The sequence below is a fragment of the Vibrio jasicida CAIM 1864 = LMG 25398 genome (genome assembly GCF_000400365.1).
GTDB classification, from domain to species: Bacteria; Pseudomonadota; Gammaproteobacteria; order Enterobacterales; family Vibrionaceae; genus Vibrio; species Vibrio jasicida.
Map to the genome: position 1 here is coordinate 1 of NZ_BAOG01000024.1, position 25,406 is coordinate 25,406.

Genomic DNA, 25,406 nt, shown 5'->3' on the forward strand with positions numbered 1-25,406 from the left:
CCCAACGTGGACTCCGAATACATTAGCGCAAACCAACTCCGTTATTACTAAATTGTAGTTGCAATAACGGGGCGGACCATACATTTTTTGTTCAGGTTAGATCAACCATTGCCGGAACTTCATGAGTTACCAGTAAGCAGGGCTATCCAAACCTTGCACGCAAGAGGATGTGCCTTGGATTGGCGTCAATTCACCTACAAGTGATTGTGCCAACCAACCATGTGGGAAGCTCAAAGTATGAGGCGCTTTGAATTGCGCTTCCGTCACTTGTTGGAAACCAACGCGCGAATAGAAGTTAGGATCGCCGTAGGTAAACACCAACTCGATACCTTGCTGTTTCAAGTGTTCAAGGCCAAAGTTGATCAGGGCTTGTCCTACACCTTTACCTTGGCACTCTGTCAGTGTTGCCATTGGCGACAATAAGTAACCCACTTCACCATTCTCAAAACGTAGCGGTGTAAACAACACGCCTGCAATCAAGCGCTCACCTTGTTTCGCAACAAAGCCTTTCAATTCTTGCTCTGGCGTTGTCGTTAACAAATCACCGACGAGTAAGCCAATGGTTTTGCCTTCTGCCTCACCTTCAGAATCAGAAAAGGTTTGAGTAAACAAAGCGATCATCTCGCTGCTCATGCCTCTCTCGTATTGAGAAAGAGTGTAGTTAGATTTTTGAGTATTTTGGTTTGTTGTTTCGTTCATTTTTCTATCAATCTTTTTGTAAGATATACATCTGATACGCCACTTCATTACCACGGCGTTTAACGATATCTAATTCAACTTGTATGTCTTTTAATGCTTGTGATGCTGGCATCTCAGCTTTCAAACGTTGCACACGCTCATCTAAAGGAACGTAGTAGTTATCCCATGCCTGTTGGCTAATCGGGAATGTCTCTAACACTCGGTAGCCTGCTGCTTTCGCCTGCGCAATGCGCTTCTCAGCACTGCCCACATCTGGGTATTCTTTTTGCCAGAACGCCACCGTATCTTCGCTTGGTGTATCCGTGTTCCATACCAAATCGCTCACCACTAAGATACCGCCGTCTTTAAGCAATGGGCGCCATGCTTTGAATGCTTTCTCCACACCCATGATGTAAGCACTGCCTTCTGCCCAAATGACATCAGCCGAGCCTTCTGCAAACGGCAGTTCTGTCATGCTCGCACACACCGTGGTGATATTGTCACTTAAGCCAAGAGCCTCAGCTTTACCTTGTAGGCGTTGCAAAGACGGCTCGTCGTTATCGACCGCAGTGATGTGTGCATGTTTTGCCAAAGTACGAGTCGCAATGCCCTGCCCACACCCGATTTCCAATATTTCATCAGGTTGAGTTGGTAATAGGCTCAATGCTTTCAACGTATCTTGCCCTGAACCTGGGCCCCAAAACTCCAAGGCTTCATATACGCAGAAGAAGTCCGCCATGTAGTCGTCGTGAGTATTCATATCTTTTGATAACCAACGTAAGTGAAGGGCTTCTTTCTCGCTAAAACCTTGCGTCATCAGCCATTTCAAGTGCGCATCCGGCGCGACTTCATCCAACGATTCATGCCAATCGGTTAACGGTGTTTCACCAAGCAATGCCGCCAACAGCTGGCGCGATTTCTGCTTTTGCTCAATCTCTTCATCGAGCTGTTTGAGCCTTTCGAGCATCAACTGGCGATCTACTTTGGCTTCCAAGCAGGCTTTACACTCCTTGAGCGTCAGTCCGCCACTCTGCAATTGCTGGATCAAACGCAAGCGTTGTAGATCCGCATCGCTATACGCGCGATAGCCGTTGCTTAACCGTTGTCCTTTGATGAGCTCAATCTTCTCGTAATAGAGCAATGTGGTGCGAGACAAGCCCAGCATCTCTGCCAGTTCCGATATCCGATACATGTAATTTTCCTCAGCGCTGATGAAAGCATCTTAAACTGTAGAGTTATAGACAGGTCAACATGAATTGTAGAAAAAGATTCAAGAAGTAAAACGCCCACAACACGTTCGCATTGTGGGCGTTTTTGTATTCTGTTCGTGATTAGGCGCTATTTCACTAGTCCTTGCTCAACCAAGCTCGGGAAGACCTCATGGCGGAAAATCGTGCTTATCGCGATGTCATCCACGTTTGAAGAATCTACCCATTGGCACTCTTCGATTTCGTTACTGGCAACCACCTCGCCCGAATAAGCATTAACGAAGAACACATCCATGACCAAAGTAATGCCGTCTTTATCGTGTGCAGGCGCCTCAAAGCGACCAAACAGCGTCAAGGCATCTTCCGCCACGACAATGCTCACTTCTTCTTGAAGTTCGCGACATAACGCTTGCTCTGGTGTTTCGCCACTATCCAGTTTTCCGCCCGGCGCATAGGAGGTGTCTTTGCCTCTTGAGCGCAACACTAACAACGCGCCGTCTTTGATGATGATACCTGCTGATTTGTGCATCTTGCTTTCCTTCTAGGCGCTAGAGAAACTTCTCGATCATAACTTCATTGATGTACTGGCCGTTAACCTTGGCATGCTTCTTTGCGGTTCCGACCACTTCAAAGTCATGTTTTAGATACGTTGCGAGCGCGTTGGGGTTGTCCTCTCGGACATAAGCAAACAACTTTTCATAACCTTTGGATTTAGCATCAGCAAAGGTAGTAGTAAACAGCGCTGAAGCGACACCTTGTCGACGACATTTGGCATCGACGAACGTACCAATAATGCCAACGTGAGCGAATGCCTTGGTATAACTGGCGAAAGGCTCTACGTTTTGGAAACCCAGCACGGCGCTGTCTTCCTCATCCGCTTCTTTTACATTCAAGGCCACATTGAACACACCCGTTTCAGGAAAGCTTCCAATAAAGCCTTCTTCCTCTTCTGGGGTGAAGGTGGTATCAAGGATTGTGTATAAGCCCTCTTCTATGATGGGATTGAGAACTTCGGTAATGCCTTGAGCGTGCTGTTTTTGTGCCTTTGTGACGACAACTTTCATAGTATTTTTCGTTCTTTTTATAGGGATGAAATAGGAGCTCGATTATCTTCTATCTTGATCGTAAAACCAATGACCTAACGATCGTTCGATCAGTAAATACCCTCTGGATCATCCCATAGCTAACGCCCTATAAAAAAACCACCGCTTCGATGTTGTTACCATCGGGATCATAAAAGAACGCTGCGTAGTAATTTGGCGCATAGTGTTCACGTAAACCTGGCTCTCCATGACAAGTAAACCCAGCTTCGATACCTGTTCTATGAAAAGCCTCGACGGAAGCCTTGTCATTCGCTTTAAACGCAATGTGGCAAGGGGCACTTTGGTCACTCTTTTCTATCAGGAAACGCGTATTGGACTCACCAACTAATCCAAAGCCTGCCGCTGCTTCGTCCGACCATTTTAGTTCGATGCCCAAAGTGATAAGCACCTTGGAGTAAAAAGCGACACAGGCGTCAAAATCCACAACTTTAATTTCAAAATGATCAATCATATCTATCCCTACTTGATTGAATTTGTTCCATAAAAAAGACCACCTTAATCAAAGGTGGTCTCGATTGCGAAGTCTATCGTTTTATCGGTAACAAACTTGTTGGTTATGCCCTAGCTTAACTTAAAGGACGGCCTTCGTAATCGCCCGTCAGTGTTTTTAAGAACGCTTTGATGGCATCAACTTCTTCATCCGACATTTCCACTCCGACTTGGTATTTACCCATGTCGTAGATGGCTTTTTCTAGCGTATCAGCATGACCATCGTGGAAGTATGGCGGTGTCAGTTCAATGTTGCGCAAGGTTGGCACTTTAAACTTGTGTTTGTCTTCTTTGTTACCAGTGAAGTTGTAACGACCAAGGTCTGCGTCCGTCATATCAGTACCACGCTCAGCAAAGTAGTCCGCTTTCATGCCCATGGTTTCAAACGTTTCACCACCCATCGCTTCACCTGCGTGACAGGTTTGACAATCGTACTTCTTGAACAACATTAAACCGTATTTCTCGTGCGAGTCCAGCGCTTGAGTATCACCCATCATGTATTGGTCGAAGCGGCTATTTGGTGTGGTTAGGGTTTTCTCAAATTCGGCAATCGCATCCGTAATGTTGTTGCCATTAATCTCACCTGAGTAAACCTTTTTGAACATCGCAACCATTTCTGGGTCTTGGCTTAACTTGTCGACGATTTCATCCCAATCCACAGAACCCATTTCAATCGGGTTAAACGGAGGACCACCCGCTTGGTCTTGCAGATCCGCAGCACGGCCATCCCAGAATTGCAGTTTGTTGTACACAGCATTAAACACGGTTGGCGCGTTGATGCCACCCACCTGGCCATGAATACCAACAGATGTTACGAGTCGGTCCACGCCGCCTGTATCAAGGCTATGGCATGACGCACATGAGACACTATTGTCTCCTGATAGTCGCGTGTCGTGATAAAGCACCTTACCCAGTTCAGCCTTGTCTGCATCGGTTTCGAACGTGGTGTAAATTGGTTGTAGAACTTTGGTTTTACGTTCTTCCGATACCGGAGACTGTGCATGACGCTCTGCACGCTTCTCACGAATCCACTTCAACAAGGTGTGCTTTTCGTCTTTGGACATGCTCGCTGACCAGTGCATCGTGAGGTAAATCGCTGGCGGCATTGAATCGTCGTACAACACCTTTTCTAAACGAGCTAATGCGACTTCAGAGACCAAATCATCTTGTTTGACATCATCAAACAGGTTGGTCATATCAAAGTGACGCATGGCCACCTTCACATCCGCTTCCATGATTTGTTTTGCTACTGGCATTTCTGAGTAGAAAGGCATTTCGCTGTTTGGCGTATGACAATAACCACAGCCTTTGTCTGAGAGCACCTTCATTGCTTGATAATCTAGCGTCGATTTATCCAGAGAACTGAACTGCACTAACTGTTGTTGAGCCACTTTTTGATCGTCTTGCTTCACCATGTAGACAGTACCTAAGTAAGCCACTAAGCCTGCTCCAACGATCCCTAGCGTAATTTTCTTTTTATTCATAACTTTCCCCTAATCCGTTGCGGCGAAAGTTATTGAAATACCGATATTTTTAAAAATGGGAAAAAGGAATAGATATTAATCGAATATTTAGATGAGAAGCGGATTTAACATCTAATAGTTTTTAAAACAGACACTTGCCGACGAACGTAAAAAATACAACATAAAAACAACAACTTAAAACTAGAACTTTTATTGATATGAGTCAAAAATGACGGGAGCTCCAATATATTAACCAAACATATTAAATTCGATTAAAAATAATTCAGAACGAAATAAAGTAAGAATGGTGGAAGGGGTAAAGGAAAATAATATGGGCACAAAAAAAGGCAGCTCGTAAGCTACCTTTTTTGCAAGTCAGCAAATTAAATTATGCTTTCTTAACGTCTTTAGCTGGGTAAGTTAGCGTTGCTTCGCCAGCTTTAACGCGTACGTAAAAACCGCCGCTGCTTAGACCTGTAACAACCATTTCACCAAGATCGATACCTTTAGTAGCTACTACTACGTCACCGATTGAAAACATATTTAATACCCTGTTTATGTAGATTATGACCTTAAGTCGTTGGCGGTATTTAAGCTGAAATCGCCCCCTTAGCCTAATCAGGTTTTTTGTCGTTATGATTAACATTTATTATTGTTATAAGCCTTGTTTTTCAAGGCTTTGTTAAGGTTTGATAGAGATCGCTTTTACGCATTCAGCTTCGCATAAGTAAAGGGGAGATTTCCCCCTATTACGCTATGATGAGGTTAACCAAACCAAGTCATCCTCGCTAAAACTTAGTTTCTTGAGGCAACTTGGATATCGAATCCTATTGGGAGAAAGACAATGAAAAATGGACTCACAATTCGCGCTTTAGAACGTTCTGATTTGCGTTTTATTCACGATCTCAACAATAACCGCAACATCATGACGTATTGGTTTGAGGAACCGTATGAGTCGCATGATGAATTAGAAGAATTGTACAGAAAGCACATTCATGATGATGCAGAACGTCGCTTTGTAGTAGAGGATGAGCAAGGCGTACTTATTGGCCTAGTAGAGCTAATTGAAATTAACTATATTCACCGTAGCGCCGAGTTCCAAATTATTATCGCCCCTGATCATCAAGGTAGAGGTTACGCGGAAGAGGTCATTAATCGTGCACTTGATTATTCGTTTTCAATCTTAAACTTGCACAAAATTTATCTGTTGGTGGCGCTCGACAACGAAAAGGCGATTCATCTCTATGAGAAATGTGGCTTTATTGAGGAAGGTCATTTAGTGCAAGAGTTCTTCATTAATGGCAGCTATAGAGATGTGAAACGTATGTACATTTTGCAAAATCAATTTCGTACAAAATTTGAAATTGACCAATAAGCGCAAATCCCTTTCACACGGTTGGGTGAACGAGATTGGACATACCACTCGTGAAGTAGCGAGTGGTATGACACATGCTCGATTATTCAAACTGATATTGGTATGAGAAGATGACACGCTTGTCAGGGTCATCGAGATAAGTGTTGTTGTCCATGGCAAACGTCATCACATTAAAGGAGTGACGTTTCTGCACCAGATAACTCATGCCTACTCCACCAAAAACGCCTTGGTAATTATCCCCTTCACTGTTTTCCGAACCGTAAGATCCACCAGCAAACCCCATCAAGGTCAATTGCTCTGTTAGGGGTTTCAATGTGAATGCTCCCAGATAACCGCTACTGCCTGAAGAGTTCATCATGTTGAACCCATTCTCGGGGCTAGGTGTGCCAGTAAAACCAGGGGCTGAACATGCACTGTCCACTGCGCCATCACAAACTGGCACATCGCCATCGTTATAAGTGTAGCCAGCCATAGGGAAGATCTGAAAGCCTGCTGGCTCGATGCCAAAATAGCTCAAAGGTACAAAGGTTCCAACGCTGTAGTTGGTTTGATCGGCACCGTTGGTGTATTCATTCTTACCAAAGTTGAAGTTCACGATACCCACCGGAAAGAGCCAAGAGCCGCCCACGCGCCACTCACTTGCATCATCATTGATGCGAACGTTAATTTTACGCGCTTCATCTAATGCCAGCGAGCCAGAAAATGAGATGTTCTGGTCATCAAAATCATAGTTGTTGGAATAAGATGCACCAAACTTAGTGATAACCTTAGTAGGGTCATCGGCTAATTTGTTTTTGTTCTCTTTGGGAACGCGTTCACTAGCCAGAGCCGACGAGCTTAAAACTAACGCTGCACATGCCAGCCAAAACGTGTTGTTCATTTTAAATTTCCTCGACGAATTCGCTATCGTCTTTTTACTTTGTGCTTTTTATTCAGTTGAATTGATGCGGTCCCGTTACAAACAAAAACGGCGGTAAGCCTAGGACGTGCTTACCGCTGCTTTTCGTCGTATCGCTAATCTAGTGATTGCGTTAACGCCGGATTATTGATTTTTCCAGCTGTAGCCGATGCTCAGGAAGTACAACGCTGGATCATCAAAGCTTGCAATCGTGTTACCCGCTCGACCTTTCACTTCAGACGATTCAATCAAGGTCGCTTCAAAGGCAACTGACACCGTGCTTGCTTCATCAATCTTGTAATCAATGCCTGTACCCAGACGGTAAGCGTTGCCAGTTGGGATAGTCAGATCACCGTTGGATTGGTCTGTGTACATGCTTGAGTCAAAGGCGAAACCTGCATTCCACATCACTTTGCTATTAACCTTGTACTGTGTACCCAAAGCAATCTGGTAGGTGTCTTGTGTTTCTACATCCATCAGTGTTTGGTAAGCACTCCAATCTTGCCAGTTCAAGTTACCCATCACCGCCAGTTTGTCATTGAGCTCATGGTAAGCACTGAATACCAACTGCTGAGGCGCAACGGCACTGGTCGAGAAGTCTTTATCATCGAATTCGAACTCAGTTTCATTCGAGTAAGACAGACCTAAGCGAGTACCTGAATTCAACTCATACAGCACACCAACGCGGCCATTGACTTGAGTTTCAGTATCTTCAATGCCACCAGCGATTGCCGTACCATCAACTTTGACATCCATATCTAAAATGCCGTAATGGATGCCCAATGCAGCACCTACAGACCATTGATCATTAATACGGTATGAAGCAGAAGGTTGAACCGTCACGGCCTGAGTAATTGCATTAGGAATATCAATACGGCTGAACAGCTTGTCGTATTCCAGACCCAAGCCGTAGTTGCCGTACATACCAATACCAAGCGTCCACTTATCGTTCACTTGTTGGCTATAAAACGCAGAACCAAGTGGCACGTAACCAATGATGTTACCTGCGTCACCGCCACCAAATGTGTCCAGTGTTGTGTCGCCATACAAGCTGATCAAGTGACCTGAAAATGACTGACCCACCACATTAGACAAACCCGCAGGGTTCGCCGCCATGACCGAGGCATCCTGCGCTCTTGCCGCCATACCCGCAGACGCTAAACCAATGTCTGTGGTGGAAGTCTCATACAAATATAGACCTCCTGCTTGCGCTGCTGCACACGAGATGAGGGACCCCACAGCAACGATTTTGGTAAGATTTTTCATACTAAAACCTATAAGTATGTTAGGAGAAAACCCGTACTGCGGCGTTGGTTGTATATCAGTGAAAGGACTGACCATCACACACAGCACAGGCAATTTGTGGATTGAATGAGAAATAAAACCGACTAAGCGATTAGTCTTTCTTCTATTTTTGTTTTCATCTTGTCGCCTGAAATAAAACCAACGACGAACGCGCTTAAAATTTGATGCGCCTTGTTATTTCCACTTAATGTGTGACCAAACATCACACAGCAAAAATGCGTAAATTATTTTTATCTTATGAGTCGTATTAGAATTGGTAGTTGTATTCGATACGGTGGTCACCATCGCCAAAGTCTACTTGTTCATTCCAGTTAGCGAAGTAACGAATATTTGAACGCGGTGTTATTTGGTAAGAAATCGCAAATTCATGCGTTAAGATATTATCCTCACCCGCATAATACGTGTCTTTATAATCACTTGAGCCCGACAAGGTGTGCATATACATCGGGTTGTAGTTGATCCAAATTTTGTCGGTAATATCGATTTTCGAGTACATACCAACCACAGTATATGTACCTGGAATCTCGTAGCCGTTGTCTTCACCACTGAAGTCATTGGCAATCGTCACACCTGCACCAGCTAATGGGTATAGCTGGACAACACCAAGCTTCGGTAAGGCCTTGATGAAGCTGTACGACGCATCCAACTTGTCAGCATCCACGTCGTAGTTCACATCAAGCTGACGTCCCAATCCTTTCGCAACTTCAACTTGGAAATTACGCAGGCGGAAGGAATCAATACTGTCATCCAATTTGCTGTACAACGGGTCATCTTCATCTCGAATGCCAAACAGTTCGCCACCAATACCTTTGACTTCGATAACGTTCATCGCCATCGTGCCCGATTGAGACGCTTTATAAGTTTGGCCTATCTTGATGTTTGCCCCTTTGTCCGTAATGCCAAAGCCAGCTTGGGTATAAACCGCAAGAGGATCGGACATATCTTGTAGTTCTTTATCTGTATCTGTCTCAGCAAAAACGGGGGACGCAAACTGGATTGCTGCTGCCATCACGACAACAGACGGTTTCACGATATTCATAGGATTTTATCCATCTTTTATTCAATTAAACGCACGCGTCAACAAACCTGCATAAATCGCGGACGAACTGAATCGAGCCTCGGAAAGTTCGATTTCCAACGCGAATTTACAAATAACAGGTTGTTTAACGCTGCATTTAAATTAAATAGAGGATAACGGTAAGTTCAATCACCTATGGTTATATGAGTTATAACCTAAATTTTGGTTTAGATTTGAAATGAAATTTAGATTAACAATTATCTAAATAGTAGATATCACAACAAACAATGAATAATTAGTTAATATAGATTGAACATGTGAAATAAAATCAAAGAGAAAATAAACGACCAATTGGGAAATGAAACAACCTAGGCGTTTAGCTATATACTTTCACAGCAATTTCACCAATAAATAAATCATGTTGGATTAAACATATATTCTACAACTGTAAAGTATTTTCATTAATAAAATGTTATTTCACCTTGGCGTTCGATACTTCCACTTCTTGGTAATTCTTCAATATCATTTATGTGAACTACGTTGGCATCGCATATTTTTCTGTTCTACCTTAAACAAAAAAACGCAGCCCGAAGACTGCGTTTTAATTCCAATGTGAGTGAGCTTAAGCTCTTCGGTTAATCCGCCCTCTCGCTTACAGCTTTTCAACGCCCATATTGAACAAAGTAAAGCTGTAAACATCAGCAGTTTTCTCAATAACCTTGCTGGTCGGTGTGCCTGCACCGTGACCTGCGTTGGTTTCGATTCGAATCAAAGTTGGGTTTGTACCCGCTTGCTTCGATTGTAGTTCAGCCGCAAATTTGTAAGAGTGCGCTGGCACCACGCGGTCATCATGATCCCCCGTTGTGACCATAGTTGCTGGGTACTTAACGCCGGCTTTGACGTTGTGCACTGGCGAGTAACCTTTGAGGTAATTGAACATCTCTTTACTTTGTTCTGCTGTACCGTAGTCATAAGCCCAGCCCGCCCCTGCCGTGAAGGTGTGGTAGCGAAGCATATCCAATACACCCACTGCTGGCAGCGCCACTTTGAACAGCTCTGGGCGCTGCGTCATCACTGCACCAACAAGCAAGCCGCCGTTCGAGCCACCGTTAATCGCGAGCTTGTCTGACGAGGTATAGTCTTTATCGATAAGGAACTCCGCTCCGGCAATAAAGTCATCAAACGAGTTTTGCTTCTCTAATTTGGTGCCGGCATTGTGCCACTCTTTACCGTACTCGCCACCACCACGAATGTTCGCGACAGCGTAGATACCGCCCATTTCCAACCATGCCGCTCGGCTTGGGCTGAAGTAAGGCGTCAGGCTGATATTGAAACCACCATAACCATACAAGATCGTTGGCGCACTGCCGTCCATCGGCGTGCCTTTTTTGTAGGTAATGATCATTGGAATCTTGGTGCCATCTTTCGACTTGTAGAACACCTGACGAGATTCAAATTTTGCCGGATCGAATGGTGCGTTCGATTTGTGGTAAACCTCGCTGTCACCGTCTTTGATGTCTAGGCGATAGGTCGTGCTTGGCGTCTTGTAGTTGGTGAAAGAGTAGTAGACTTCAGCGTCTTCTTTCTTACCCCAAAAGCCGTAAGCACTGCCGATGTCTGGTAGCTTGATTTCACGAATGAACTTGCCGTCCATATCGTATTGTTTGACCATCGAAAGCGCGTCAACAATGTAGCTTGCGAACAGGTAACCGCCTGCAGTTGATGGGCTAAGCACGTTGTCAGTTTCAGGAATTAAATCTTTCCAATTCTTCGGCTCAGGGTTGCTCGCATCCACCGTCACTACACGTTTGTTTGGTGCATCTAAGTTAGTGACCAAATACAGCTTGGTGCCTTTGCTATCAATCACCCAAGTATCAGAATTGGTGTCATCCAAAATGGTTTGCAGCGGACTATCTGGCTTGATCAAATCTTTCAAGAACAGTTTGTTGCCCGACGTTGAAGTGCTTGCTGAGATAAACAGGTAACGTTGGTCGTCCGAAGTGTAACCACGAACGTACCGGTGCTTCTCAGCCTCCGTACCACCGAAGATAAGCTTATCTTCACTCTGCTTAGTGCCTAGCTCATGGTAGTAAAGCTTGTGTTGGTCAGTTTTTGCCGAAAGCTCGCTGCCTTCTGGCTTGTCGTAACTTGAGTAGTAGAAACCTTTGTTCCCCAGCCAGTTTACGCCGCTGAACTTAATATCCACTAAAGTCTCACCGACAGGCTTTTTGGTTTCAGCATCAAGCACAATCACTTTGCGCCAATCGCTACCGCCTTCTGAAATGCTGTAAGCGACTAAAGAACCATCTTTGGTGAAGCTCACATTCGCCAGCGAGGTCGTGCCATCTTCGCTAAAGGTATTCGGGTCGAGGAAGACCTCAAGCTTGCCACCGTCAAGTTGGCGATAAAGCACATCTTGATTTTGCAAACCGTCGTTCTTGTAGAAATAGGTGTATTTACCTTCTTTGAATGGTCGCCCTAACTTCTCGTAATCCATCAACTGAGTTAAGCGTTCTTCAATCTGGTGACGATAAGGAATTTGCGCCAAGTAATCGAACGTGACTTGGTTCTGCGCTTTTACCCAATCAGCCGTTTCTTTACTGCGGTCGTCTTCTAACCAACGGTATGGGTCACTAACTTTGGTACCAAAATACTCATCCACCACATCGACTTTCTTTGTTGTTGGGTACTTCACCGCCATTTTGTGTACGTGTTCAACCAACTCCTTTTTTGAGTCTTCGGCATAAGCACTCGGCAATATGCTAGTCATCGCAAACGCGGTCACCAGTGCTAAGGTTTTCTTTTTCATAGACTTCCTTTTCTGTTTTTGTTTTGTGTAATGCATCAAGCATCTTACCCATATCGAAGTAAGGATTCTAATAGCTTTGAGAAAATTGCTTGGTGAAAGTTTTAAAGTCACCAAAGCCAAACTAGCCGCTTAGCTTCGGTGATCTCCCTCAATATGGAGTTATAGACAAGAGCTTGTTAGCTCAGTTCAATGCTCCGAGATACACCCGACTCCACGGCAAAATCTTGGTCGTGACTGATAAGAATAAAGCCGCCTCGATACGCGCTTAGCGCCTGAGCAAGCATGATTTTCGAATCCAAGTCTAGGTGATTATCCGGCTCATCCAAAAGCAACAAAGGCTGCGTTGGCTGATGACTGACAATCAGCATCGCGAGCTTCATTTTCTCGCCGCCACTCAATACGCTGCCCAAACGAAAGACACTGTCTCGGCGAAAGCCAATGCCTGCTAATAATGTTCTGGCATCGCTTTCTTTCATCCCCTCACAATGCTGCATTAGGTTTTCCAACATGGAGAGTTCAGGCTGTATCGCACCGAAGTGCTGGTCGAGATAATAAAGCGGCGTATTGATTTGCAGCTCACCACTTTGCAGTGAGAACTCACCCAAGAGTGTTTTCAGTAAAGTCGATTTACCGCACCCGTTTTTGCCCAACAAATGCAATTTATCATCCGCATGAACTTGCGCAGTGATGGGTTGAGCCGAACCAAATGGCAGCACGCCTTCTAAAAGCGACACGACTTTTCGCGAACGACTTTGACTGTCTGCCAAATACAGTTTTTGCCCTTTGATTTGCTCTTTGCGCACTCGCAAGCTTTGCTCTTTCTCTTGCAGATGCGCTTGGCGAAGTTGCTCGTTTTTATTACGACTAGCTGCTCGGGCTGTGGCTTTATCCTTCATACCATCCAGTAAAATTTTCGGCTGACTGCCATCCTTTCTCAGCTTGTTACCTTGAGCCGCTCTTTGTTCTGCTTTCTCCCGATTGCGCTGAGCTTGCTCTTCCAATTGCTTTTTTTGTTTATCGACAGCAGCTAACTGGCGTTCCACCGCTTGCAGCTCGGTGCGCTTTAGCTCGGCATACACGTCGTAATTACCGCCAAATACTTGTAAGCCTAAACCGGATAGCTCCCAGATTTCCTCCATTTCGCGCAGTAACTCCCTGTCATGACTGATGAGCAAAATCGCTCCTGAGAAATTGCGCATCGAATGAATCAACCACTGCTTGGCATGTGTATCAAGATGGTTCGACGGTTCATCAAGGATCAGTAATTCCACTTCGCTTTCGAACAATTGCCACAGTTGCAAACGCGCTAACTGCCCGCCACTCAATTGCGAACAAGGAAAGTCTGGCTGTGGCGGCAAACCCATGGTTTCTAACTGCTTAGCAAGTTGGATGGGCAAATCCCATTGTTCACCTACTACCTCAAACAGATACTCCGAGCAATCGCCCATCTCGATCTGTTTGAGCGCGCTTAACACGTTGTCCTTTGCTAAAAACTGGGCAATCGACAGCTCTCCCCCCAACAAGTGAGATGGTTGCTGGCGATACACCGCAAAGGACCTTGGTAAGGTTACTTTACCGCTGGTTGAGGTTTGCTCACCGCTGAGTATCGATGCAAACACCGATTTTCCGACACCGTTACGTCCGACTAACCCAACACGGCGTTTGGTCATTGAACATGAGATTTGCTGAAAAAGCGCTTCGCCGTTACCAAATTGATGACTGATATTGTAAGCCTGTAAGACTGGCATAATTTGCCTCCTGTATAACAGGGACAACAGCCGTAGCTTGAGATAAATCTAGAGATGAGATCGATGCAAATACACGCGCCCATAGAAGCGCTTCAAACAGAAAAATGGTAACTGCAAAGAAATATCGGAAAGTGAGCTACGCCTACTAACCCTGTAAATCCAAAAAAATAAAATGAGAGTTGGATGACAGGTTTAGTTGTTCATGTTGGCGTAATCTCCTAAAGAAGTGATGGGCAAAGTCTAAAGGTTTTCTTGTATAAAAAGCAAGCGACTTCTGTCATCACATGAATCGGTTCGATCCAGAAGTGAACTAAAATCCATCGCTCGCCGTAATAGCCAAAGAGTGAAAACACCAATGGGAAACGGCTATGAATCTTTTGATTGAATCGGTCGAGGGTGGTATCTACCTCGCTTACAACGTAGAAAACCAAACAAGATCATTGATCTTGAACGAGCACAAAAGCCCGCTCAAATTTGCCAGCCTCTGCGAGGCAAGAGATCACTTTCGAGGAGAAGGATACTCCTCTGCAAAACTGGTTCACCTCAACGCATCCGATGAAATGTGTGGAGAAACAATACGCTGTGACATGCCACTAGAGATTGAATTGAGCTGGTATTAGTATCGGCTCTTTTTTCGCCCTCCCCTCAATATCCTCTCGCTCTTAGGCTGGTGATAATTTGCCAAAACTTTGAGCGATTTCGGGATCTTATCAACACATTTTTTGTTAAAGGCGTACTATGCTATTGGTAGTGTATTCCACAAGAGGGCGTGGTTATGAAATACAAACATATCCTAGTCGCACTGGAACTGTCTGATGAGAGTACTGTGTTGATTGACCGAGCGGTATCTATGGCGAGTTATCTCGGTGCCGAGATTTCTTTTATTCATATCGATGGTACTCATGGCGAAATTTATCGTGAGCTTGTCGATATCAAAGCAAACCCAGACCAAAGACCGTTGAATGAACATTCAATGGAGTGCTTGAAGTCCTTTAGCGATTACATGGAGCAGCCATTGAAGCACTTCTTCGTTGGCACGGGTGACTTGGCGGACAAACTGGAAGTGACCATCAAAGAGCAAGAAGTTGATCTGCTTATTTGTGGCCACCATCAAGACTTCTGGAGTAAGATCATTTCTTACTCAAGACATCTGGTCAACAAGTCTCCGGTAGATATTCTGGTTGTGCCGATTCACGACTAGTTTGACTGAACGATCGAAAAAGCCGCCAACGATGGGCGGCTTTTTTGTTGTTCTTGTTAGCTCAATTAAGGCTCTATTTCACCAATCGAATACAGCACCAACTCTTCTGGGTTGTTCCCTTCCCCTAACGAGTGAATGTCTTCCCCTTCTTGCTTCAGCTCATTAATCAGCTTGAGCGCTTTCTCTTGCTTCACCCCAATAATGGTTGGCATTTCAGAGGCAGAGACGCCAAAACGTGTCGCAACAAGCAAGTTTCTTACTTTGGTTTTATCCGATTCAAACATGACAGGACCTCTTTATTTTCAATCATCTAAGCATAGCGAATCGCGATGAAAAAGCATCACGCTGGTCGAATCAATAACGGATTTTCCTACGAGTTAGACAAGGATGGTAAGTAAAAGCTTAGTTACTGAAAACGCGGTCGAAATAATTGAGTGGCGCCACCTTAGTATTGGCTCTTCGCTGCCATTTACTCTTGTTCGCCACTAGCCACTTTTGTTCGGAGTTGGCTAAAATTGCTTGGCTAACCTTGGCTTCTCTCAATTCATGTTCCATCGCAAACAACTGAGTATCAACTTCTGTGCGACCAAAATTGACCATCTCTGAATGAGGCTGCGCGATTTCGGTGATACCTGCACAGCCAATAATTCCGATGTCTGCGGAAAACTGGCCGTAAAACTGCTCTGCCGAACCATCCACCACGTCGCGATCGTTAGTACGAATACGACCACCCGGAATCCAAGTTTCGATGTTCTCAAAGTGAGAAAGAATATGCGCCGCTTCGAAGTTATTGGTCACCACACGTAACTCACTGTGATTAGCTAGACGTTCGGCAACCAAAGTAATCGTAGTACCAATACCTAGAAACAGTGTCGTTCCGTTTGGGATAGCTTTGACTACTTCATCGGCGATTATCTGCTTTTCCTGTTGATTGGTGACTTGGCGGGAGGCATAACTGCGATTGCTCAAAGTGGCGGGCAATCCGACACCACCATGATGGCGTCGGGTGAGTCCGAGTCGACAAAGTTCATTGATGTCGCGACGAATGGTTTGTGTTGTGACTTCGAAACGTTGGGCAAGTTCTTCTATCGAGCAATATTCTTGCTGATGAACCAGTTCAATGATGCTTTGTTGACGGACGTTTAAATTATTCATTCAGTGCGAGTTCTCGTATGGCTGAAGGCACTTTTACTTTATAACGTTGAGGCGTATCTGTAATCATCATATCCACGCCCCAATGCCAATGTGCTTCAACTAATTGAGGAAAGTTTGGTGTATAACAGAAGAGTTGATAACCATACTGCTTGATCTTATGAGCTTGCAATTCGGTCAGGAAGCGGTAATCACAATGCATACTGTATGCATCGATGTGTTGTAGCACGACAGCGGAATCATCTGGAATCTCTTGCCATAGCTGCCCTCTTCTCACTTCCGGCAGGTAGTTTTTCATCATCATTAAGGCTTCTGTGTTAAAGCTAGAAAACAGAATCGCGTCCGCTTCTACACCTAAATGCTCAATCACCTGCGCAACCTTTTCGCACAACAGGTCGATTTCGTCACCGGAGTAAACCTTCAATTCAATATTGAGCTTCACACCCGCTCTTGAAGTCAGCTCAAGCGTCTCTTCTAAACTAGGGATAGGTTCGCCTGCGAAGTCATCACCGAACCACAAGCCTGCGTCGAGCGATCTCAGCTCGTGCCAAGTCAGATCTTTGACTTTGCCTCGACCATTCGTGCAGCGGTTGACCGTTTTGTCATGGATGACAACAGGAATGTTGTCCGCACTAAGCTGTACGTCGATTTCAATCCATTCGCAACCAAACTCAATGGCGCGTTGTATTGCCGATAACGTGTTTTCTGGAGCCAAACTGGATAAGCCGCGGTGTGCTGTTATTTTCATTTTTTATTCCGTCTTTTTCATTTGTTTTCAAATGAACTATCTCAACCCTCAATGACGCTTTGATTACAAAATGGTGACGAAAACAATGTTCAAATAAGTTCATTTTTTTGTAACTAGAACGTCATTTGGCTCATTTAATGTTCATTTGAATTTTTTGGAGCGAATTCATAATCAAAATGAACATTCGCAAGGAAACACCTGTTCAAATCATCCAATGAAAAGGAATCATTATGGCTATTAAACACCTCGCCGGACTTGCAGTTGCAGCGGTATTCATCAGCACGCAAGCACAAGCAAAAACAGAGGTTGAGTGGTGGCACGCGATGGGCGGCGCGCTAGGTAACAAGGTTAATGAAATTGCAGCAGACTTTAACGCAAGCCAATCAGAATACGAGATCAAACCGGTTTACAAAGGCAGCTATGCAGAAACCATGACCAGTGCTATCGCGGCGTTCCGAGCAAAAGAGCAGCCAGCGATTGTACAAGTATTCGAAGTGGGTACGGCGACCATGATGGGCGCAGACAAAGCGATTTATCCTGTTTATCAATTGATGGAAGACACCAAAGAGTCGTTCAACTCTGATGATTACCTTGCCGCCGTAACGGGGTACTACACCACCAATGAAGGCAACATGCTTTCCCTGCCATTTAACAGCTCAACGCCTGTGCTTTACTACAACAAAAACATGTTCGCAAAAGCTGGCGTAGCCAACCCACCAAAGACATGGAAAGAGATGGAAGAAGTTTCCCGTAAGCTGCTGGCATCTGGTGCGAAGTGTGGTTTCAGCACAACGTGGCAATCATGGACGCAAATCGAAAACTTCGGTGCGCGTAACAACGTTCCTGTTGCCAATAACAACAACGGCTTTGCTGGCTTAGACACTGAGTTTAAGTTCAATGATTCAGCATTTGTTCGTCACATTGATCAAATGGGCAAATGGTCGAAAGAAGGCATATTTAAGTACGGCGGTCGCCAATCTGATGGTATGCCACTGTTCTACACCCAAGAGTGTGCAATGACTATGGGCTCCTCGGCAGGTCTGGCTGGCATTAAAGAGAACATGAAAGACGTTGATATCGGCGTAGCGCAACTGCCTTACGATTCAGAGATCGTCGCTAAGCCACAAAACACCATCATCGGTGGTGCATCACTTTGGGTACTTCGTGGTCATTCAAGCGAGGAATACAAAGGCGTGGCGAAGTTCTTCTCTTACCTTTCTAGTGCAGAAGTCCAAGCAGATTGGCACCAGTTCACTGGTTACCTACCAATCACAAAAGCGGCTTATGAGCTAACGAAAGAGCAAGGCTTCTACGCTAAGAACCCTGGCACAGATACAGCGGTTCTACAAATGACGTCAACCGAGCCTACAGAAAACTCGAAAGGCATTCGCTTCGGTAACTTCCTGCAAACTCGCGACATCATCAATGAAGAGCTAGAAGCAGTGTGGGCAGGCAAAGCAACGGCACAAGCTGCGCTAAACAATGCAGTCCGTCGCGGTGACGAGCAGCTACGTCGCTTTGAGCGCACACAGAAGTAACGAACATTAATAACGAACAATGGTGCGCTGAGTCTTATTCAAATAACCGCTCAGATACGCACTCTCCCCGCCCATCTTGGGTGGGGAATTCGTTCACACACCTTGCCTGTTTTACTTTGGTATTTGTATGTCCTCACCTGTTGTTTTTAAACACAAATGGCTTCCGGTTGCGCTGATCGCACCTCAGTTGGTGATCACCTTGGTGTTCTTCATCTGGCCGGCAGGACAAGCCATTTTCCAATCTTCTCAACTTGAAGATGCTTTCGGCATGAGCCGTGAGTTTGTGGGTTTGGAGAACTTTGAAAAGCTCATCCATGATCCCCTTTACTTAGATTCTTTAATGACCACGCTGCAATTTAGCATCAGCGTTGCGGTGCTCGCGTTGGTCAGCGCACTTGTTCTTTCCGCTTTCGCCGAACAAATCATCCGTGGCGCGACCATGTATCGCACCTTCTTGATTTGGCCTTATGCGGTCGCTCCGGTTGTCGCAGGTTCGTTATGGCTATTTTTATTCGATCCAACCATCGGTGTGATGACCGAACTGTTGAACCTGTTTGGCGTAGACTGGAATCCAACGCTCAATGGCACCCATGCGATGTGGATGGTGATCATCACCTCGACGTGGAAGCAAATCAGCTACAACTTCCTGTTCTTCTTAGCAGCGCTGCAATCCGTGCCGAAGTCTTTGCACGAAGCCGCAGCCATTGATGGTAGCGGTCCGATCAAACGCTTTATCACCATTAGCTTCCCACTGATTTCACCAACCAGCTTTTTCTTGTTGGTCGTGAACTTTGTTTATGCGTTCTTTGATACGTTCGCCATCATCCACGCGATGACACAAGGCGGTCCGAGTAACAGCACCTCGACCTTGGTTTACAAAGTCTACAACGATGGCTTTATCGGGTTGGATTTAGGTTCATCGGCCGCGCAGTCCGTAATCCTGATGATCTTGGTCGCTTCCCTGACTGTGATTCAATTTAAGTATGTTGAGAAGAAGGTGGCGTACTGATGGTAGAAAGAAGACCGTTTTTCAATCTGTTTTGCCATGTCATTTTGATTCTTGGCATCATTTCGATTGCGCTTCCGGTTTGGATTGCAATCGTAGCCACTACCCATGAAAACAGCGCATTCGCGACTGGCACTCCACTTTGGTTTGGAGATTTGGGTTTTAGTGTATTTACTGACTTGTTGAGTAACGACACTCAGTACAACAACAATACTTTGCCGATTGGCAGCATGCTGCTGAACTCTTTCATTATGGCGATGTGCATTACCATCGGTAAGTTGAGCATTTCCATCATGTCAGCGTATGCAGTGGTGTTCTTCCGTTTTCCGGGGCGAATGCTGGCGTTCTGGATGATTTTCTTCACGCTGATGTTACCCGTTGAAGTTCGCATCATGCCGACGTTTGAGGTGATTACGAACCTCAACATGCTCAACTCATTTTACGGCTTAACCATTCCGCTGATTGCCAGTGCGACCGCTACTTTCTTGTTCCGTCAGTTCTTTTTAACGGTACCGAATGAGTTAGTGGAAGCAGCACGCATTGATGGCGCAGGACCAATCAAGTTCTTCTTCGATATCTTGTTGCCTCTGTCGCGTACCAACATCGCCGCACTGTTCGTCATCACTTTCATTTACGGCTGGAACCAATATCTATGGCCACTGCTGATCACCACTGACGTGCAGTACTACACCATCGTGATGGGCATTAAACAGATGCTTGGAGTAGTTGATGGTGTTGTGGAATGGAACAAAATTATGGCCACCACCATTATCGCCATGTTGCCACCCGTGATTGTGGTAATTGCAATGCAAAAAGCCTTTGTTAAAGGTCTGGTAGATTCGGAGAAATAAATGTCCACGTTAACTCTTTCTAATATCGCTAAATGTTATCCGAACGGCTATCAGGCGATCCAAAAACTCAATCTTGATATCTGCGACGGCGAAATGGTCGTGCTGGTTGGCCCAAGTGGCTGCGGTAAATCCACCTTACTTCGCATGATTGCGGGTCTAGAAGAAATCAGCTCTGGTGAGCTCAAGATCGACACCACAGTCGTCAACGATCTCGAACCGGGTGAACGCGACATTGCTATGGTATTCCAGAACTACGCCTTGTACCCACACATGACGGTGTACAACAACATGGCTTATGGTCTGCGCAACCGCAAAACACCAAAAGCGGAAATCGAGCGATTGGTTCACGAAGCAGCAAAGATGCTGGAGTTGGATCATCTACTCGACCGAAAACCGGGGCAATTATCTGGCGGGCAACGTCAGCGTGTCGCGATGGGGCGTGCAATTGTACGTGAACCAAAGGTGTTCTTGTTTGATGAGCCTCTGTCTAACTTAGACGCCAAATTGCGTGTTCAAATGCGTTTGGAAATTAAGAAGCTGCAACGTCGCCTCGGAACTACATCGGTCTACGTTACCCACGACCAAGTAGAAGCCATGACACTGGCGGACAAACTCGTGGTGCTCAACAAAGGCAATGTAGAACAAGTGGGTACACCGCTAGAGATATACGACAACCCTGCTTCTCTGTTTGTCGCGACCTTTATTGGTTCACCATCCATGAACATCTTGGATGCCAATGTTACCGTCGACGGCATTACTATTGGTGACGCACTGCTTCCTACATCCACAACAAACTTGGATTTGGGGGTAGTAAAACTAGGTCTTCGTCCGGAGCATTTACAAATCAACCAAGATAAACCATGGTTGCAAGTAGAAGTGGAATTGATTGAATCGCTCGGTGCTGATTTGTTGCTTTACTGCCGCACAGAAGGCGGTGATTCACAAAAGCTGGTTGTTCGAGTTGAGGGACATACGCCGATTCAAATCGGGGACAAACTCGGTTTAGATATCAAACCCAAGCACCTTCACTTATTTAATGCCAATACCGAAAAGCGCATTGATTGCTCACTCAAAGCGGCATTATCAACGCCAGCTAAAAGTACGATAGATGACAAACAGACACAACGAGGAGTGGTGAATGCCTAGTCCACTATCAGAGCTCAATACAGAGTATCTGAGAAACATTGAATGGTTGTTGACCGACGTAGACGACACATTAACTTGGCAAGGAAAGCTGCCGCCAGACACTTTAATTGCGCTCGCAGAGCTAGAGCGCGTGGGTGTAAAAGTGGTCGCTGTAACAGGCGCATGTGCTGGTTGGTGTGACCAAATGGCAAAGATGTGGCCGCTGCATGGGATCATAGGTGAAAACGGCGCTTTTTGGATGAGAAAAGACGCCGCAGGATTCAGAACTACCTTTGCGCGCCCAGCGGAAGTGATGCGAAAAGAACAACGCACATTGCAAGAAACTATAAAGGGCATTTTGACGGAGTATTCTGAAGTTGAGTTAAGCCAAGATCAGAGCTTTCGGTTCTGCGATGTAGCGGTCAACATTGCCCAAGATCGTTCCCCTGTCGCAGCTTCAATTACGATGGAGATCCTCAACCGTATTTTGCATCTTAACGTAGAATCTAACCCAGTCAACGCGACCCTAAGCTCCATTCATATCAATGCTTGGATAGGAAGCCACAGCAAACGAAGCAGCAGCGAAGCCTACATTAAGCAATTTAATCAGGGGACGTTACCCAATTTGAATCGAGTGACGTACGTAGGAGATTCATTAAATGATGAAGGGATGTTTGAATGGTTACCCGTGACTTTCGGCGTAAAGAATATTCGCCCGTTATTAGATAGCTTAACGCATCAGCCGAAATATCTTACTTCTGAATACGGTGGGTTTGGTTTTGCACAACTCGCGAGCCTGATTGTACAAGCAAAAAATGGCAGCAACACTAACGAATAAACCGCTTGTGGTGTCGTACTATGAATAAGAAGGCGTTGATGTCTCTTTGGTAAACAAACCATGGATAAATTGGCGCTCTTCTTCGCTAAGTTCTACCGCTCCTTCCTGTCTATTTGCATTTTTAATCAGCCTATCAATTTCATTTAATTGCGATAACGTTAAGTTATTTAGGTGGCGCTTCAAGGTTCTAAACTGCTGTTGTTCCATAACTCTTTTCTTATCGTTTTCCAAAAAAGACACTCAATCCGGATATCATCCATGGAGGGGGGAAATACCACGGATTGAGTGAAAGAAGGAGTAAAGACTGCGGCGGATTGCATGAGAAAATCAAAATTCCCAATCTTATATAACTACTCCAACGAGAAAAATAATATCGCTTTTTGATGTATTTATAATTAGCAGTTACGAACTTTCTTCACCACAAGTGCTTAAAAAACTCCCACGAATAAACGCATCTCAAGCCCTTGGTAGACTTAGCATTTATCCATATTAAATACTCCGCGATGCTCAGAATGGAAAAGTCCGCAACAAAAATTGCTTGTGGTTCTCACTAATTATTTTTGTTTGTCGCATCCAAGAGCAGCCCATATTATCCGCAACACAAGGGATGACATTCCTTTCGCTCTTTAACAATCAGATGCTGCATACCGATTAATCCCAATCTTTATATGTGAAAGTACACCTTTAATTTCCCATTTTTTGCTTTTACAACCACTGAGCAGAACATCTCAAGCTGTGTTCTGCATAACAGTCTATTCATGTAGGAATTTATCGTGGATAAATATCAAGCTGCATACGCTAAGCGTCTAGAAAAACTAAAGGGCAATCGCTCACCAAAAGCTATTGCTCGCATTTCGGCGTGGGATGCATTTTTTAACAAAGAATATGAGATGCAAGATCTTGAATCTCAAATGGCAGACTCTGCGCGTCAACGTTACGAGCAATCTGATGTAAAAAATGAAATCAGCTTTAGTTCATTCAAACGCGCATTCTATAAAGAGTCGATCGTGATTTACGATTTGACCGATGGTGCATCAATTCAAAAAGTATTCACACCACTACTTGTGCTGGCAACAGCGTGGGTTCTGTTCGTGTGCTTTAACCAATAATTGAGCGTCCAAGATCAATAAACGATAGAAACGCAATGGGCAGAGTGGTTGTCACTTTGCCTCCAACAGTTGAGAGTTTAGGGATGAAAGGAAGAAATATTGCAGCATTTGCCATTGTTATGGCAGCACTAGCATTCGGTTATGGTTTTAAAACTTATCAAGAAGCAAATGGGGTGATGTACCCTACCTTCAAAAAGGAGTTTAGCCTCTAATGCCTAAAATTACGCTTCTCTTACTCGCAACAACTGTTGGAATCGGTATTACCGGTTCTGCATTCTGTGTTGGCGTGACGTACGCATTTACACAACTGCCAATCGAACAAATTCTATCGAGCTTATAAAAAAGTAGAGCACTTCGGTGCTCTACTTTTTGTAATTTGGTGTTCAGGGTTTGTGTTAGGAAACGAAAAGCCTAATCAAAACTCTCTGTTCATTTTCTGCAAGCACGCAAACAGAATGGCTTGATGCTCGGGGTCGATATTACGCGTTAAGTCCTGAACCAAATCTAGATGCAGCTGATTGTGGTGGTGGTGAATTTCTTCGCCACTCGGTGTTAACTTCACGACAATAGCACGGCGGTCTTCTGGATGAGGACAACGTTCAATCAACCCCGCCTTCACTAGTTTTTCAATTTGAACCGTCAATGTACCGGTCGTAATCCCCAGCTTCTCCGCCAGTTCTTTCATACGCAGTGCACCATGCCCACCCAACACTTCAATCGTGTGGATTTGAGCCAGTGAATAACCAGTGCCTTTCACTACAGATTGCTCCCAAGAAGACATTTTGTCATAAAACTCGGTAAGCGTTTGATTCAGCTTTTCTAATTCGCGCATCACTCAGTCGTTTGAACTTCCAAAGTAAGATGATGAATCTTATCAAACTTAGCCAGTATTTGCTTAAATTCATCCAGTGTTTTATCACTCTTGTTCTTCAATGCAATCGCCGCAGAATAATGATGACCACTGACTTTCCAGATATGTAAGTCGACAACCTCCGCATACGGATCTAAAGACTTTCTTATCTCTTTACGATAGTTCTTATCGATACTCTCATCCAAAAGTACTGGCGCGGTTTGCTTCATCAAGCCCAACGTCCATTTACCAATCACAACAGCACCAACAATGCCCATCATGGCATCTAACCACACCCAGCCGTAAAACTTACCGACAATCAGCGCCACAATCGCCAACAAAGACGTCAATGTATCCGCTAGCACGTGGAAATACGCAGCGGTTAAGTTGTGGTCGTGATGATGTTCGTGATCGTGATGGTCATGCCCATGATGATGGTGATCTTGCAAAAGTAGCATGCTTGCAAGGTTCACCACTAAACCAATCACCGCGACCATGATCGCCTCGTTAAATTGGATACTCTCTGGATTAAAGAGACGATGAATCGATTCGACCATCATCATCAGTGCCACAATCCCCAACGCAATCGCACTGGTAAAACCGCCAAGTACACTGACTTTACCCGTACCAAATGAGAAGCGGTCATTGTGCGCATTTTGTTTCGCGTAGCGGTAAGCAAAGAGAGTAATACAAAATGCCGCTGCGTGTGTGCCCATGTGCCAACCATCTGCCAGCAATGCCATTGAATCAAACATGGTTCCGGCAGCAATCTCCACCACCATAGTGGTCACGGTTAGAATCAATACGTAGAGCGTGCGTTTTTCACCCTTTTGGTTGTGAGAAACGAAATCATGTGAATGTTGCGATACAGCCATTGCGACACTTACCTTCCAA

The 25,406-nt window shown here is 45.0% G+C and carries 29 protein-coding genes; 11 read left to right on the plus strand and 18 right to left on the minus strand.

Translation table 11 applies throughout. The features are described from left to right. Nucleotides 1-126: 126 nt before the first annotated feature. The 7 genes from VJL_RS06815 to VJL_RS28895 all read right to left on the minus strand — a co-directional run bounded on the left by VJL_RS06815 (nucleotide 127) and on the right by VJL_RS28895 (nucleotide 5,482). Entirely contained in the window at nucleotides 127-699 is a 573-nt protein-coding gene (locus VJL_RS06815; protein ID WP_081634929.1) for a GNAT family N-acetyltransferase, read from the minus strand. Nucleotides 700-706: 7 nt separating this feature from the next. After that, the gene (locus VJL_RS06820) at nucleotides 707-1,870 is read right to left on the minus strand and encodes a MerR family transcriptional regulator (RefSeq protein ID WP_038876714.1); all 1,164 of its coding nucleotides are present in this window, start codon (nucleotides 1,868-1,870) and stop codon (nucleotides 707-709) included. Between the two features lie 146 nt (nucleotides 1,871-2,016). Continuing rightward, entirely contained in the window at nucleotides 2,017-2,415 is a 399-nt protein-coding gene (locus VJL_RS06825) for an NUDIX hydrolase (protein ID WP_038876716.1), read from the minus strand. Between the two features lie 19 nt (nucleotides 2,416-2,434). Further along, entirely contained in the window at nucleotides 2,435-2,950 is a 516-nt protein-coding gene (locus VJL_RS06830) for a GNAT family N-acetyltransferase (RefSeq protein WP_038876717.1), read from the minus strand. 127 nt (nucleotides 2,951-3,077) lie between these two features. Further along, nucleotides 3,078-3,440 (minus strand): VOC family protein, encoded by a 363-nt coding sequence (locus tag VJL_RS06835; protein WP_038876719.1) that lies wholly within the window; start codon nucleotides 3,438-3,440, stop codon nucleotides 3,078-3,080. A 115-nt stretch (nucleotides 3,441-3,555) separates the two neighbouring features. Continuing rightward, nucleotides 3,556-4,962, minus strand: coding sequence for a cytochrome c peroxidase (locus tag VJL_RS06840; protein WP_038876721.1), 1,407 nt, complete (start codon nucleotides 4,960-4,962; stop codon nucleotides 3,556-3,558). 367 nt (nucleotides 4,963-5,329) lie between these two features. Continuing rightward, entirely contained in the window at nucleotides 5,330-5,482 is a 153-nt protein-coding gene (locus tag VJL_RS28895; RefSeq protein ID WP_095760490.1) for a hypothetical protein, read from the minus strand. A 303-nt stretch (nucleotides 5,483-5,785) separates the two neighbouring features. Between VJL_RS28895 and speG the strand changes: the two genes are divergently transcribed. Continuing rightward, complete coding sequence (speG, locus tag VJL_RS06845) at nucleotides 5,786-6,316, plus strand: spermidine N1-acetyltransferase (protein WP_038876723.1); 531 nt, start codon at nucleotides 5,786-5,788, stop codon at nucleotides 6,314-6,316. Between the two features lie 82 nt (nucleotides 6,317-6,398). Here speG and VJL_RS06850 read toward each other — a convergent pair whose 3' ends face one another. The 5 genes from VJL_RS06850 to VJL_RS06870 form a co-directional block, all read right to left on the minus strand. Then, entirely contained in the window at nucleotides 6,399-7,196 is a 798-nt protein-coding gene (locus VJL_RS06850; protein ID WP_038865191.1) for a hypothetical protein, read from the minus strand. Between the two features lie 162 nt (nucleotides 7,197-7,358). Beyond that, the gene (locus VJL_RS06855) at nucleotides 7,359-8,480 is read right to left on the minus strand and encodes an OmpP1/FadL family transporter (RefSeq protein ID WP_038876725.1); all 1,122 of its coding nucleotides are present in this window, start codon (nucleotides 8,478-8,480) and stop codon (nucleotides 7,359-7,361) included. A 286-nt stretch (nucleotides 8,481-8,766) separates the two neighbouring features. Beyond that, on the minus strand, nucleotides 8,767-9,558 hold the full coding sequence (locus VJL_RS06860) for a hypothetical protein (protein ID WP_038876727.1): 792 nt from the start codon (nucleotides 9,556-9,558) through the stop codon (nucleotides 8,767-8,769). A 631-nt stretch (nucleotides 9,559-10,189) separates the two neighbouring features. Continuing rightward, nucleotides 10,190-12,346, minus strand: coding sequence for a prolyl oligopeptidase family serine peptidase (locus VJL_RS06865; protein ID WP_038876731.1), 2,157 nt, complete (start codon nucleotides 12,344-12,346; stop codon nucleotides 10,190-10,192). A 176-nt stretch (nucleotides 12,347-12,522) separates the two neighbouring features. Next, nucleotides 12,523-14,094 (minus strand): ABC-F family ATP-binding cassette domain-containing protein, encoded by a 1,572-nt coding sequence (locus VJL_RS06870; protein WP_038876733.1) that lies wholly within the window; start codon nucleotides 14,092-14,094, stop codon nucleotides 12,523-12,525. A 368-nt stretch (nucleotides 14,095-14,462) separates the two neighbouring features. Between VJL_RS06870 and VJL_RS06875 the strand changes: the two genes are divergently transcribed. Together VJL_RS06875 and VJL_RS06880 are read left to right on the plus strand one after the other, a co-directional pair. Further along, a complete protein-coding gene (locus VJL_RS06875; RefSeq protein WP_038876735.1) occupies nucleotides 14,463-14,714 on the plus strand; it encodes a DUF6482 family protein in 252 nt (83 codons plus the stop codon). Between the two features lie 155 nt (nucleotides 14,715-14,869). Continuing rightward, nucleotides 14,870-15,295 carry a universal stress protein gene (locus tag VJL_RS06880; RefSeq protein WP_038876737.1) on the plus strand — a complete coding sequence of 142 codons (426 nt, stop codon included), beginning with the start codon at nucleotides 14,870-14,872 and terminating at the stop codon, nucleotides 15,293-15,295. Nucleotides 15,296-15,360: 65 nt separating this feature from the next. On the opposite strand, the gene VJL_RS06885 is transcribed toward VJL_RS06880, so the two are convergent. From VJL_RS06885 to VJL_RS06895, 3 genes are all read right to left on the minus strand, one after another. Then, nucleotides 15,361-15,579: a hypothetical protein gene (locus VJL_RS06885; protein WP_038876740.1), complete on the minus strand. Its 219-nt coding sequence runs from the start codon at nucleotides 15,577-15,579 to the stop codon at nucleotides 15,361-15,363. 118 nt (nucleotides 15,580-15,697) lie between these two features. Further along, complete coding sequence (locus VJL_RS06890; RefSeq protein ID WP_038865176.1) at nucleotides 15,698-16,450, minus strand: DeoR/GlpR family DNA-binding transcription regulator; 753 nt, start codon at nucleotides 16,448-16,450, stop codon at nucleotides 15,698-15,700. Beyond that, nucleotides 16,443-17,195 carry a glycerophosphoryl diester phosphodiesterase gene (locus VJL_RS06895; RefSeq protein WP_038876743.1) on the minus strand — a complete coding sequence of 251 codons (753 nt, stop codon included), beginning with the start codon at nucleotides 17,193-17,195 and terminating at the stop codon, nucleotides 16,443-16,445. The genes VJL_RS06890 and VJL_RS06895 overlap by 8 nt, the downstream gene beginning before the upstream one ends. A 230-nt stretch (nucleotides 17,196-17,425) precedes the next feature. On the opposite strand from VJL_RS06895, the gene ugpB reads away from it, so the two are divergent. The 5 genes from ugpB (at nucleotide 17,426) to VJL_RS06920 (ending at nucleotide 22,553) form a co-directional block, all read left to right on the plus strand. Then, nucleotides 17,426-18,733 (plus strand): sn-glycerol-3-phosphate ABC transporter substrate-binding protein UgpB, encoded by a 1,308-nt coding sequence (gene ugpB / locus VJL_RS06900; protein WP_038876746.1) that lies wholly within the window; start codon nucleotides 17,426-17,428, stop codon nucleotides 18,731-18,733. A gap of 127 nt (nucleotides 18,734-18,860) precedes the next feature. After that, nucleotides 18,861-19,742, plus strand: a complete 882-nt coding sequence (gene ugpA, locus VJL_RS06905) for a sn-glycerol-3-phosphate ABC transporter permease UgpA (protein WP_038865173.1) — start codon at nucleotides 18,861-18,863, stop codon at nucleotides 19,740-19,742. After that, nucleotides 19,742-20,590, plus strand: coding sequence for a sn-glycerol-3-phosphate ABC transporter permease UgpE (ugpE, locus tag VJL_RS06910; protein ID WP_005439065.1), 849 nt, complete (start codon nucleotides 19,742-19,744; stop codon nucleotides 20,588-20,590). The genes ugpA and ugpE overlap by 1 nt, the downstream gene beginning before the upstream one ends. Then, nucleotides 20,591-21,736, plus strand: coding sequence for a sn-glycerol-3-phosphate import ATP-binding protein UgpC (locus VJL_RS06915; protein ID WP_038876748.1), 1,146 nt, complete (start codon nucleotides 20,591-20,593; stop codon nucleotides 21,734-21,736). Next, nucleotides 21,729-22,553 (plus strand): HAD-IIB family hydrolase, encoded by an 825-nt coding sequence (locus tag VJL_RS06920; protein ID WP_038876750.1) that lies wholly within the window; start codon nucleotides 21,729-21,731, stop codon nucleotides 22,551-22,553. The genes VJL_RS06915 and VJL_RS06920 overlap by 8 nt, the downstream gene beginning before the upstream one ends. Before the next feature lie 18 nt (nucleotides 22,554-22,571). Here the strand turns inward: VJL_RS06920 and VJL_RS06925 are convergent, their stop codons facing one another. Beyond that, nucleotides 22,572-22,760, minus strand: coding sequence for a hypothetical protein (locus VJL_RS06925; protein ID WP_038876753.1), 189 nt, complete (start codon nucleotides 22,758-22,760; stop codon nucleotides 22,572-22,574). A gap of 566 nt (nucleotides 22,761-23,326) precedes the next feature. On the opposite strand from VJL_RS06925, the gene VJL_RS06930 reads away from it, so the two are divergent. The 3 genes from VJL_RS06930 to VJL_RS30195 are packed head-to-tail and all read left to right on the plus strand — an operon-like array spanning nucleotide 23,327 to nucleotide 24,002. Next, entirely contained in the window at nucleotides 23,327-23,662 is a 336-nt protein-coding gene (locus VJL_RS06930; RefSeq protein ID WP_038865166.1) for a hypothetical protein, read from the plus strand. Nucleotides 23,663-23,697: 35 nt separating this feature from the next. Beyond that, complete coding sequence (locus tag VJL_RS29505; RefSeq protein ID WP_155396650.1) at nucleotides 23,698-23,874, plus strand: hypothetical protein; 177 nt, start codon at nucleotides 23,698-23,700, stop codon at nucleotides 23,872-23,874. After that, nucleotides 23,874-24,002, plus strand: coding sequence for a hypothetical protein (locus VJL_RS30195; protein ID WP_038865164.1), 129 nt, complete (start codon nucleotides 23,874-23,876; stop codon nucleotides 24,000-24,002). The genes VJL_RS29505 and VJL_RS30195 overlap by 1 nt, the downstream gene beginning before the upstream one ends. Nucleotides 24,003-24,077: 75 nt before the next feature. On the opposite strand, the gene VJL_RS06940 is transcribed toward VJL_RS30195, so the two are convergent. Both VJL_RS06940 and dmeF read right to left on the minus strand, forming a co-directional pair. Continuing rightward, nucleotides 24,078-24,494, minus strand: coding sequence for a MarR family winged helix-turn-helix transcriptional regulator (locus VJL_RS06940; protein WP_038876756.1), 417 nt, complete (start codon nucleotides 24,492-24,494; stop codon nucleotides 24,078-24,080). Further along, complete coding sequence (dmeF, locus tag VJL_RS06945; RefSeq protein WP_038876758.1) at nucleotides 24,494-25,387, minus strand: CDF family Co(II)/Ni(II) efflux transporter DmeF; 894 nt, start codon at nucleotides 25,385-25,387, stop codon at nucleotides 24,494-24,496. Before dmeF ends, VJL_RS06940 begins: the two co-directional genes overlap by 1 nt. Between the last annotated feature and the right edge of the window lie 19 nt (nucleotides 25,388-25,406).